This window comes from Nostoc sp. CHAB 5715, assembly GCF_020829685.1.
GTDB lineage: Bacteria > Cyanobacteriota > Cyanobacteriia > Cyanobacteriales > Nostocaceae > Nostoc.
This window is the reverse complement of record NZ_JAIVFR010000093.1, coordinates 1-11,744: the sequence shown is the minus strand read 5'-3', so window position 1 is coordinate 11,744 and position 11,744 is coordinate 1. Positions and strand designations below refer to the sequence as shown.

11 protein-coding genes and 2 pseudogenes are annotated in these 11,744 nt (G+C 41.1%); 8 read left to right on the top strand and 5 right to left on the bottom strand.

Annotated features, from left to right (window positions below; all coding sequences use genetic code 11):
- Positions 1-148 precede the first annotated feature (148 nt).
- The 3 genes from LC574_RS07620 to LC574_RS07610 form a co-directional block, all read right to left on the bottom strand.
- Complete coding sequence (locus tag LC574_RS07620) at positions 149-577, bottom strand: helix-turn-helix domain-containing protein (RefSeq protein ID WP_229452509.1); 429 nt, start codon at positions 575-577, stop codon at positions 149-151.
- Positions 578-1,248: 671 nt separating this feature from the next.
- Positions 1,249-2,025, bottom strand: coding sequence for a WecB/TagA/CpsF family glycosyltransferase (locus LC574_RS07615; RefSeq protein WP_229452507.1), 777 nt, complete (start codon positions 2,023-2,025; stop codon positions 1,249-1,251).
- Between the two features lie 66 nt (positions 2,026-2,091).
- The gene (locus LC574_RS07610; RefSeq protein WP_229452505.1) at positions 2,092-3,204 is read right to left on the bottom strand and encodes a glycosyltransferase family 4 protein; all 1,113 of its coding nucleotides are present in this window, start codon (positions 3,202-3,204) and stop codon (positions 2,092-2,094) included.
- Positions 3,205-3,391: 187 nt separating this feature from the next.
- Between LC574_RS07610 and LC574_RS07605 the strand changes: the two genes are divergently transcribed.
- The 7 genes from LC574_RS07605 to cobJ all read left to right on the top strand — a co-directional run bounded on the left by LC574_RS07605 (position 3,392) and on the right by cobJ (position 9,858).
- Positions 3,392-4,891: an acyl--CoA ligase gene (locus tag LC574_RS07605; RefSeq protein ID WP_229452503.1), complete on the top strand. Its 1,500-nt coding sequence runs from the start codon at positions 3,392-3,394 to the stop codon at positions 4,889-4,891.
- Positions 4,892-4,931: 40 nt separating this feature from the next.
- Positions 4,932-5,321 (top strand): hypothetical protein, encoded by a 390-nt coding sequence (locus LC574_RS07600; RefSeq protein WP_229452501.1) that lies wholly within the window; start codon positions 4,932-4,934, stop codon positions 5,319-5,321.
- Between the two features lie 82 nt (positions 5,322-5,403).
- Complete coding sequence (locus LC574_RS07595; RefSeq protein ID WP_229452499.1) at positions 5,404-5,631, top strand: type II toxin-antitoxin system HicB family antitoxin; 228 nt, start codon at positions 5,404-5,406, stop codon at positions 5,629-5,631.
- Positions 5,615-5,755 (top strand): type II toxin-antitoxin system HicA family toxin, encoded by a 141-nt coding sequence (locus LC574_RS07590; protein ID WP_229452497.1) that lies wholly within the window; start codon positions 5,615-5,617, stop codon positions 5,753-5,755. Before LC574_RS07595 ends, LC574_RS07590 begins: the two co-directional genes overlap by 17 nt.
- Before the next feature lie 123 nt (positions 5,756-5,878).
- On the top strand, positions 5,879-7,171 hold the full coding sequence (locus LC574_RS07585; RefSeq protein ID WP_229452495.1) for a DNA methyltransferase: 1,293 nt from the start codon (positions 5,879-5,881) through the stop codon (positions 7,169-7,171).
- A 36-nt stretch (positions 7,172-7,207) separates the two neighbouring features.
- Complete coding sequence (locus LC574_RS07580) at positions 7,208-8,071, top strand: hypothetical protein (RefSeq protein WP_229452493.1); 864 nt, start codon at positions 7,208-7,210, stop codon at positions 8,069-8,071.
- A gap of 44 nt (positions 8,072-8,115) precedes the next feature.
- The gene (gene cobJ / locus LC574_RS07575) at positions 8,116-9,858 is read left to right on the top strand and encodes a precorrin-3B C(17)-methyltransferase (RefSeq protein ID WP_229452491.1); all 1,743 of its coding nucleotides are present in this window, start codon (positions 8,116-8,118) and stop codon (positions 9,856-9,858) included.
- Positions 9,859-9,910: 52 nt separating this feature from the next.
- Here the strand turns inward: cobJ and LC574_RS07570 are convergent.
- Both LC574_RS07570 and LC574_RS07565 read right to left on the bottom strand, forming a co-directional pair.
- Positions 9,911-10,249 (bottom strand): annotated as a pseudogene (locus tag LC574_RS07570) (HAD family hydrolase); the annotation flags it as partial.
- Positions 10,246-11,130 carry a class I SAM-dependent methyltransferase gene (locus LC574_RS07565; protein WP_229452490.1) on the bottom strand — a complete coding sequence of 295 codons (885 nt, stop codon included), beginning with the start codon at positions 11,128-11,130 and terminating at the stop codon, positions 10,246-10,248. The gene LC574_RS07565 and the pseudogene LC574_RS07570, both read right to left, overlap by 4 nt.
- Positions 11,131-11,448: 318 nt before the next feature.
- Between LC574_RS07565 and LC574_RS07560 the strand changes: the two are divergent.
- Positions 11,449-11,715: pseudogene (locus LC574_RS07560) on the top strand (RtcB family protein); the annotation flags it as partial.
- Between the last annotated feature and the right edge of the window lie 29 nt (positions 11,716-11,744).

Here is an 11,744-nt window from a genome sequence, read left to right as displayed (position 1 = left end):
GCAATTAATTGGCATAACCTTTCATCAAAGCATACTAGTGGGCGTTTTTGCTCAGGTGGTTGAGCATATAAATCAAGCACATCTTCCATTCGGTATACGAATTCTGAACTGATTTGTGGGATGCACCATTGTTCTTTTAACCAAGGCTTTAGCTCGTTTTTTTTAATATCCTACCAACTGTACTTTTGCTCAAACTATCAACTATTTCCAGACTCACAAGTTGGTTTGCTAACATTCTTAAAGTCCAACGTGTACTGCCAGCCGGTGCATCACTACAAGTTGTTGCTATTAAATATGCTTCGGCAAAATTAGTTAACTTCCGTGGCTTTCCTGGTCGCTTTTTCTCTTTTAATGTCGCTTCTAAATTTTCACAACAGAACTGTTTACGAGTTCGCTCAACTGTTGCTACTGATATGTGTAACGTTTCTGCTATTATCTCATCCGTCTTGCCATCCGCAGCCATTAATAATGTATGTGCGCGACGAATTGTTCTGGCTTTCGCTGAACCCTTTTTGACTAGATCTAGTAGTTCTTGCCTCTGCTCTTCACTGAGATTAATTTCATACTTCTTGCTCATACACCCTTTTTCCTTATACACGCGATCGCCTGTCTGCTTGTGAGTACCAATCCATCCACATTGCTATTTAATCACACTTGAGTATTACCCAGCAAAATTAATGGGACAGACCACTAGTGGTCTGTCAACCCAAAAATGACGGGTGAAGGTGGGGAGTAGGGAGTAGGGAGTGGGGAAAGAGTTTTTTGTGTTTCTCAAATGTCTTGATATCCGTCAAAATATATTTGATATCATGTCCGATAAATTACTTGTGATATGTCATTGCGAGTGAAACGAAGTGAAACGAAGCAATCACAACGTCTGGAGCGATTGCTTCACTCCGTTCGCAATTGACTTGTGTTTAACCGGACGTGATATGACACACTACTAGCGGTTTGTGTCATTAATTTTGAGGGGTAAATAAGTTCGTAGTAAAAACTTGAGTCCTGGATTTTTAAGCAGACTTTGTGCTTACTACAAACTCATCATATTTAATCAGACATACTACTAGGTTGTAGAAACAGCTAAACCTGCTTTGGTATCTTGCTTATCCGATGACCAAATAGTTATTAATTCATAATTCATATTTAAAAAATGGTTACAGCAACCTACACTGAATTTTTATGAGCGTGGTCTTAAATTCAGTGGATTCAGCAGTTCACACGCTCTTTAAATTATGAATTATGTTTTCCTTAGCGATTTGCTACCAATTTTTGAGCGATTTTTTGCTTAAATAGACGATAAAAAAACAATGGATTACCTATAATATAACGATCCCATAGACGAGTAGGTTCAGTAACTAAGCGTGTTAACCACTCGAAGCCATTATTCGTCAGCCACTCGGGGCCACGATATGTAGTGTTAGTATAAAAATCTAGACACGCGCCTAAAGGTAAAAATACACGAGCTTCAATTTTATTGAAGTTATCTAAAATCCACCTTTCCTGTAATGGCATACCAAAACCAATATATAAAATATCTGGTCGAAAATTATTAATTTTTTCTATTATTAAATCATTCTCTTTTCCTGATTTCTCAAAGTAACCATGATGTCCGCCTATCCGAAGGTTAGGTGCAATTGATACTAACTTTGTAATTGCTTCATCCACTACACCGGGTTTTCCAGCTAATAAAAATAAAGAAACATTTTCTTTTTCACATTTCAATGCTAAATCTTCTATGTAGTCTGGTGCTGTCATGCGATGTGCAGAATCCAGCGAATAACCGCTTAAGTTAGCTGCTAACAATACACCAAATCCGTCACAAAATACTAAATCTGCGTTATTTAAAAAATCTCGATACCAAGACTTTTCATAAGCAAAATTCATAGCTCTAATATTCACATTTTCTACAATTGTCTTTTTGGGACTTTTTACTGCTTCTACTAAATAATCGATTAATTCTTGTACTTTGACTTTATGGAATCTTGTATCAAACAACTTTATTTCAGGGAAACTTTTCGTATTCATTGTTATTTCCTTTTTGTCTACTTTACACAAGTTTATGGGTAATCAATTATCTTCAGAATATGGTTCTCAACCTACGATTGATGCATAAATGTATTTTAAGGATGCAAAATAATTGTTGATATCCAGGTGTTTAACACTTATGCGTGCATTATTACCTAGAGATATTTTCAAATTTTTATCTGCAATTAAAGATTGCATTGCCTCTGACAACTCTTGAATGTCACCCGGATTAAGTAATAAACCATTCTGGTTTTGAGTAACTACTTCGGGTATTCCTCCTACTTTAGTAGTTATGACAGCTAAACCCCAACTCATTGCTTCTAGTAGTGCCATCGGTAAACCTTCGTTATAAGAAGGTAAAACAAATACATCAGCTTTAGCTAAAAGCTCGTCGCGTTTTTCTTTGTTTACCCAGTCAAGGATAGTGATGTAGTCAACAAGATTTAGAGTTTGAATCAAATTACGAGCTTTTTCTACCTCTCCATCCCCTGCCATAACCAACTTTGCTTTACTTCTCTCTCCAGCAGGTATAGAAGCGAATGCGTTAATTAAATCAAATGCACCTTTGCGCTGACCAATGCGCCCTAGAAATAAGAAAAATACCTCGTTGGAATCTACATGCTGTGGAATTTGGGCAGGAATTCTGACCGCGTTAGGAAGAACAATAACTTGCTCTGGCTTCAAACCAAGATTTTCGATATAGAATTTTTTCCAGCTATCTGATAAAACAATAAAACGGGTACATTTCCTAAAAGACCAACTGAGCCATTGCTTAAGCAATTGAGGAAGCTCAGAGTAAAACAAATGAAAATCAGCACTATGAGCATGAATAATTAGCGGTTTTTGAAATAGCCAACAAACAAGACTAGTGATTGAGTGACGAAAAGCGCTACCTCTCTCTGAAACATGAACGTGAATTAGGTCGGCTTTTTTATTTAATAAGTTCCAAAATAACTCTCCTATTGCCTGCACAAACACTAATACTTTCTGGAGAGCAGAGCCATTCGGTAAAGTAGTTATATGTGTAAATTTAATATCAGAAGTAGCTTCAGTCGCTTCTTCAAGGATGAGCTTTTGCACGGAAACTATCCCACCTTGACGCTCCAAGCTTTCGCCTAGCATAGTAATCTTCATAGGACTCATAACAAAAAGCTTATTTAGGGTAGATAAATTTATCAAATATTTATGTGCGGCACACCCTACTTAAACTATGATTAAGTTATGTATTTGTCAATGATAGTAATTAACAGTTTTAATGTAATAAATATTACCATGTCGCAAAGGACGGGCTAAAAGTTGTTTACCCGTGGCATGTACTTTATTCTTAAAACTGATTGAATCATCCGTTGACAGGACGGAAAAACTAATGAACTTATTTGAGCTTTTAGCGGGGGAAGACAACGATCTAGCCCTAGTTACGCCTGAGGGGCGATCGCTAACTTATAAGCAATTGCGCGAGAATATTGTTGGACTGGTATCACAACTCAACAGCTTTGGATTGAAACGGCCAGAACGCATTGCCATTGCCATGACTAACGGTTCACCAATGGCTATTACCTTTTTAGCTACCGCCCTGTATGGCACTGCTGCACCCTTAAATCCCAAATACAAACAAGAAGAATTTGCCTTTTATTACGAAGATATCCAAGCAAAAGCACTGATTACATTGTCTGAGTCGCCAAAAGCAGCCATTGCCGCCGTCACATCCGATATGATGCTGATTAATGCCAAGGTAAACACTGACGGCACATTGAGCTTTGAATTAGTCAAAACAGGCTCAGAACCAGCAGAATCCTCGAATCCCGCAGCCCCCGACGCTGATGATCTGGCGATGATTCTCCACACTAGCGGCACTACCAGCCGTCCTAAACGTGTGCCGATTCGTCATCGCAACTTAATCGCCTCAGCCAACAACATCATTGATGCTTACTCACTCACAGCAGATGATACTACACTTTGTTTAATGCCCCTGTTCCACATTCACGGATTGGTGGGCTGTTTGCTGTCAACTCTAGCATCGGGCGGCACATTAATTTGTCCCAATGGTTTTAATGCCTTGGAGTTTTGGAAACTGGTAGATACCTACAAACCTACTTGGTACTCCGCAGCGCCTACCATGCATCAGACAATTTTGGCCCGCGCTAGCCGCAACACAGAAATTGTCAAAGCTAACCGCTTTCGTTTCATTCGCTCTAGTAGCGCTCCCTTGCCTCCGATTATCATTGAACACCTAGAGGCAACTCTTAATGCTCCTGTGGTTGAATCTTACAGCATGACTGAAGCATCTCACTTAATGACTACTAACCCTCTACCGCCAAAAGTGCGGAAACCAGGTACTGTAGGTTATGGCTTCGGTGTGGAAGTTGGCATTATGGACTTTGAAGGCAACCTATTATCTCAAGGAAACTTGGGCGAGGTGGTGGTAAAAGCACCCAATGTCATAGATGGCTACGAAAACAACCCCCAAGCTAACGCCACAGCTTTTGTAAACGGTTGGTTCCGCACAGGAGATCAGGGTACACTGGATGCAGACGGCTACCTCCGCTTGACTGGACGCATTAAAGAATTGATTAACCGGGGTGGAGAAAAAATTTCTCCTTTAGAAGTGGATGATGTTTTGCTGCGCCATCCCGCCGTCGCCGAAGCCTTAGCCTTTGCCGTTCCCCACAAATCTTTAGGAGAAGATATTCATGCTGCTGTTGTCCTCAAAGGAGAAGTCAGCGAAAAAGAACTTTTAGCTTACTGTTCAACCATGCTGACAGACTTCAAAGTTCCCAAGCAAATTCACATTTTGGATCAACTACCTCGTGGTGCAACCGGGAAACTGCAACGGTTGGCTATGGCGAAATTGCTTAACATAGGCTGAATCAGCGATACACTAAGGAAAATTCCTTGAGGAAGCTTTGATGGCACGGCCAAATGGGGTTAAAACTGAAATGTCTGCACAGGAATTGCCTACAATTTCAGATGAAGATACAGTGACAATTGAAGATTTACCGGAAGCAGTAGAGGATGTCCAGGATATTGACGACATCTTAAACTCACTCAAAACCTTACTGAGTAGCCTAGAAAAACTCCAAAAAGTCCGGCAGGAAGTGGGCGACATCAAACCGTTAATCGGGCGGATGCTTGATGGTGAACTGGTTGCTGGTGAAGAACTTGAGCAACTCAAGACAGGTGTGAGCAGTCTTTCTCGCCTTGTTCGGGCTTATAATGACCATCAAATAGCGCTAGCTAAAGCACAATCTGCGAGAAATTTGCTAGATCAAGTCCTTAAAGAGCGTAAAGGTAATTGAAATAAGAAGCAAGCGATCGCATTTTTTTTAAAGAGGCGATCGCTGTAAACTAAAGGTGTAACTCAAACTTGCGGCTATCCCCATGAAGTCTTTACAAGACTACACTACTGTTATCCGTCCTGATAACAATGGTACATTTGTCGCCTATATACCAGCGATTTCCGGTTGTCACGCTTGGGGACAAACGCCAGATGAGGCCCGTGCTGAACTTGTCTATGTTTTTGAAATGATTCAGGAAGAATACGAAGAACAAGGACGTTCTCTACCCGAAGCCGTTGAACTGGTAATTGCAAATGCCAGCCAAAGCTAGTGACTTAGAACGGGTAGCGCGTAAACTCGGTTTTGAAAAAGTGCGACAGAAAGGCAGCCATGATCGTTGGCAACATCCAGATGAACGAGCAACCACAATTTCTATGCATTTTATTAAATTCTAAAGCAGTTGGGTATTACAGAGGAACATAACCAACTGCGATAGATACTGTGTACTAGTATTGCAAAGCCGCATTTTACCTATTTATTTTCCAGCGAGCGCTTCATAAACAATAATAACTATCCACATGAATCAACAATTAGAATTGCCATTTCAGGAATTTTATTCTTGCACTTCTAAATCCTTGGACAGTTCATCTACATTCATTAATAACATGAAATTGCCAGTTCATCGCTGGTTTAGATTTAGTGCAGGTTTCTCTGCACAATGGGTTGAAACTATAATTACTCAAGCTAAAGAACGAGGAGAAATTACTGTCTTAGATCCATTTTCTGGTTCTGGTACAACCTTACTTGCATCTGAAAAGCTTGGAGTTGAATGTTTGGGAATTGAGGCTCATCCCTTTATTGTGCGTATAGCAAGAGCTAAACTTTTATATCAAACTGATGCTGATGCTTATCTTGAACATATAGAAAAAGTTATAAAACGTGCCGAAAATGTTCAGCCCTGTATAGATACATACCCAAAACTGATTCATGAATGCTTTAGTATATCTTCACTTGAGTCTCTAGATAGATTGCGCCAATCTTGGGAAAAACTTACTGATGATTCATCTGAATCTCAGTTAGTTTGGTTAACACTTGTATCAATTATTCGTCATGTTTCTCATGCTGGAACTGCTCCTTGGCAGTACATTTTACCAAATAAAAAGAAACAATATTCTTTAGATGCAATGTCTGCTTTTCGGCTAATGGCAGAGAGTATAGCTACAGATATGAGAATCACCGGAAAAATAGCGGCTTCTGTTGCTACACTTATTCAATCTGATGCTCGGACTTGTCAGGGTGTACCTGATAATTTTGCCAACTTAGTAATCACATCACCACCGTATGCTAACAACTATGACTATGCAGATGCTACACGTCTAGAAATGTGTTTTATGAAAGAAATTTCCGGTTGGGGTGATTTACAAAGTGCGGTGAGGCAATACTTAATTCGTTCATGTTCGCAACATGTAACCAATAAGAATGTAAACATCGATGAAGTTTTAGCATCTCATGAACTATATCCAATCAAAGCTAGTATTATTGAAACCTGTCACAAATTGTTCCAAGAACGAAATTTACATGGAGGTAAAAAGAATTATCATTTGATGATAGCCTGCTATTTTTTGGATATGGCTAGAGTTTGGATAGCACTTCGCAGAGTATGCAAAAGTCCTGCAACAGTTTGTTTTATGATTGGCGATTCTGCTCCCTATGGTGTTTATATTCCGGTGATTGAATGGATGGGTTTATTAGCACAAGCCGCAGGGTTTAAATCTTTTAATTTTGAAAAAGTTCGTGACCGAAATGTGAAGTGGAAAAATCGCAAGCATAGAGTTCCTCTTTGCGAAGGTTGTTTGTGGGTTTACAGATAGGGTAATCACAACAAAAATTATTTTTTCACAAATGTAATGGCAGAGTCGTTTTCACATAAATGGGGTCAGATTTTAGGGCATTTCATCCAAAAATTTATTCGTGAGACACTTCAACAAGTGGCTGATGAGCATGGTTTTTACTTAGACTTTCACAGAAAGCGCAAGGCACGAATCACTAAAAAAGTATCATGGCAGGATCGCTACGGTAACTATCATGACCTTGACTATGTACTGGAACGAGGAGGTACAGAAGATACTCTTGGTTTTCCAGTAGCATTTATTGAAACTGCGTGGCGGCGTTACACCAAGCATTCTAGGAACAAGGTTCAAGAAATTGAAGGAGCGCTTATTCCTTTGGCAGATACCTATAGTCACCTTAACCCATTTTTAGGAGCTATTCTAGCAGGTGTGTTTACTCAAGGAGCGCTTAACCAATTAGAATCTAAAGGCTTTAAAATTCTTTATCTTAAGTATGAAAACATCGTTAAATCATTTACATCTGTAGGTATCAATGCATCTTTCAATGAAAGTACGCTAGAAGCAGACTTTCAAAATAAGATTGAGCAATGGAAAAAATTATCAGCGCTGGATATTACTAACATCAAAAATCAAATGCTAAGTCTTGAAAAATTTCAGATAGATAAATTTATCAATACCTTAGAGCATTCATTTGCTAGACTAGTCCAACAGGTAAGTGTCATTGTCCTACACGGGCTATCTCAACAAACTGCCACTGTCGAAAAAGCTATTGAATATATTCATAATTATCCAGATAATCAACCAACATTTGCTCCCCCATTAAAATACGAGATTGATATTCGCTATAATAATGGTGACTTAATTCAGGCCATATTTAACAATAAAATAGAAGTACTCAAATTTCTAAGAACATTTATTTAAAGTGCTAATTAAATAATTCGTAATTCGTAATTTGTAATTAAGTGATGATGAACGTTGCACCTGCCATTGTAGTACTAGGTCAAAATAGCGTCACAGTAGCACGCAAAATCATCACAGTCCTACCAGGGGCGACACTATACGGTCTAGCGGGTCGCACATCTGGAGTTGATGTCAGCTTTACTAACTTTGGCGAGACGTTGCGCGAGTTATTTGCCCAGGGAACGCCACTAATTGGCATTTGTGCCGCCGGCATTTTAATTAGGACGCTAGCCCCCGTACTCTCGGATAAACAACAAGAACCACCAGTGCTAGCTGTAGCTGAGGATGGTAGTGCTGTTGTCCCCCTCTTGGGCGGACTTGGTGGGGTGAACGATTTGGCCCGTCGCATTGCCCAAGCCCTTGATGTCAAACCTGCAATTACGACCACAGGCGACTTACGTTTGGGTACAACGCTGTTATCTCCTCCCCCCGGATACCATTTAGCAAACCCAGAGGATGCTAAGAAATTTATCTCAGATTTGCTAGCCGGGGCACAAGTTAAGTTAGAAGGAGTAGCGCCTTGGTTAAGCAATAGTAAACTACCCATAGATCCACAGGGAGATTTGACCATTCAAGTTACGGAACGTTTGGTGACTCCTACAGCCAACTGTCTTGTCTACCACCCAGCAACGATCGCGATCGCAATTAGTGGCATAATTGATGATGCAGTAACTTTAGTACAGCAGCTACTAGCTGATGCCAAACTAGAAAGAGCATCAGTCGCCGGGATATTTGCACCCATCACCGCCGCCGCCGATACCGCAATCCACGCCGTAGCTAGCGCCTTGGGAGTGCCTACCCGCTTTTTTACCCCAAATCAGCTAGAAAGTCTGTTATCACAAGGTTATAGCCCCGCCCAAGCAGCTGCGATCGCTGCCACAGGTACATCCCCCTCATCCCCCTCATCCCCCTCATCCCCCTCATCTCCCGATATAGCGATCGCCATTGCCCCCCAACCAATTGACCCCAACACCATCGGTCAACCACGCGGACGGTTAGCGATTATTGGCACAGGCCCTGGTGGGTCGCAGTGGATGTCTCCCGAAGTGAAGGAGATACTCAAGTCGGCAACTGACCTAGTGGGTTATAAAACTTATTTGGATTTAGTCGGTTCTCTGGCTGATGGCAAGCAACGGCATGAGTCCGACAACCGCGAAGAAGAAGCACGGGCAAAAATGGCCCTTGATTTGGCAGCATCTGGGCGATATGTAGCTGTAGTTTCATCTGGTGATCCCGGTATCTATGCAATGGCAACAGCAGTTTTTGAAGTATGTGATCGCTTTGCCTTACCCGAATGGGACACTATCGACATTTATGTAGCACCAGGCATCTCAGCCATGCAGGCAGCAGCAGCAGCCATTGGTGCGCCTCTTGGACATGACTTCTGTGCTATTTCCCTCTCTGACATCTTAAAGCCTTGGTCTGCGATCGAACAACGAATTGCTGCTGCTGCCGAGGCTGATTTCGTACTTGCTTTCTACAATCCTGTTTCTAAAGAGCGTACCTGGCAACTGGCAGAAGCGAGAAATATTTTGCTGCGACATAGAACACCGGATACACCAGTAGTGTTGGCGCAAAATCTTGGTAGACCAGGACAGGCGGTGAAAGTAATTACACTTGAGCAGTTAGCACCAGCAAGCGCTGATATGCGGACAATTATTCTCGTTGGTTCCACAAAAACCCGAACCATCAAGCGCAGCGATGGAAATATCTGGGTTTATACGCCGCGTCGCTATACCGAACAGTAAGCTCACCACGTGTTTCTTAAGCTGACAAAATATTTAGTATGATTAAGAAATATAAACCTAGTTTCAGATTCCGCGATCGCACCTGAAATATTAAATCTTCTACGCCTGGATATAAAGGCAGTTTCTCGATTTTCTCTAGTTCCACCACATAGGCTTGGGCTTTGCGGTACAGCAACTGAGTTAAATAGTTTTCGTTACCGACTCTACCACGATTAGCGAGTAGTTGCCCAAAACAAGCGCGATCGCTGCGTCCTAGAGAAGCTTGACGCTCATTCACCCGTTGAGGTTGGAGATTTTCTTGAATGAGAATCTCATCTATCAGTTGCAGGTGGATTGGCTCATCGTTAATGATCACACCATTAAAATCAAAGAGAACTGCCTTTAAACTCATGCCATTATGCCAAACGCTGGAGATCCAAGTCCCTCCAAATCATTATCTATTGATGTGGGAGTATACTGACGGACATTTTCGGTTGCTATTGGTTTAATGCCGCTAGTTACCTGATTTATCCACCATACATCGTGCGATCGCACAGCTTCAAATCCGGCTGCACCCATATTCGCGTCTACGCTACCAGCAGCATACTCACGAATGTATGGCTCCTCAAAAACATCATTAAGCCATTCTAACTGACGCAGAGTCTTCTGATTCCCATCTTGAATTAATACTTGCCCTCCAGCTACCAGCAACCGGAAGCTTTCTCGCAGAATTGCTAGGGACACAGCATCTGGTGTTTCGTGGAATAGCAAAGAAGCTGTCACTAAGTCAAATGTTGCGTCCTTCAAGCCAGTTTTTTCAGCATTTCCGTGTCGCCAGAGTATATCTAAACCAGCATTTCTAGCTTTATCTTCTGCCCTTACCAGCATATACGGTGATAAATCCAAACCAATAACTTCTGCTTGGGGGAAAGCTTGCTTTAACATTAAAGTAGTGGAACCTGTACCGCAGCCTAAATCGAGTATGCGTCGTGGTTTTACCTTGACGGCATCAACTAAAGCCTGACGGACAATAGTTTCATTCGGTGGCACAACATATTGGGTAATTGGATCGTAACTGACTGCTGCACCGTAATTGAGATATCCGCCTGCAATACCGTGAAAGTTTTGGTTGCTGTAGTAAGAGGGAATTATGACATCATCTCGTCGAAAGCGATCGCACTCTTTCTCCCAGTCAATACTATTAGCGTAACGCCGTAACCCATCTTCATCAATCAAAAGACGCACTACAGGGGATAAAAAACGTTCCCAGATTGTATCTTGACGCACTGCCATACTGTGTCAGAACTTTAAGGGGCTATTTAAGCAGAGTGATTTTATTTACAAATTTTAATACATTTGGAAAACATCTGCTTTCTCTGTGTGGTGATAGGTTGACTCTTGTAACCTATGTTGTTACACTTGTAGTATAAAAATGTAACTCCTAAAAGTAGTTCTTCAGCTTCACGAAAATTGAAGGAGCCAAATGAAAGACAATACAACATTTAAATTGCTACAACTAACTAGGTAATGGCTTATAAACCATAGCGATAATTATCACTGCCATATACCCAATCCATAATCTAAAATTTAAAATCCAAAACAGAAGAAATTATGCCCTACGAAAAGTTAGAAATTACCACACCAGCACCCGTATTATCTTGGGCAAATCACTCTTTGGGCCCAGAAGAAACTAAGATGGCAAAGAATGTAGCATCACTACCATTTGTGTTTAAGCACGTCGCATTAATGCCAGATGTTCACTTAGGAAAAGGTGCCTTAGTGGGTTCTGTAATTGCAACCAAAGAGGCAATTATACCGGCTGCTGTCGGTGTGGATATTGGTTGTGGAATGAGTGCTATCAAAACATCATTTACCGCTATGGTTTATAAGCCATTACCTAGTTAGTT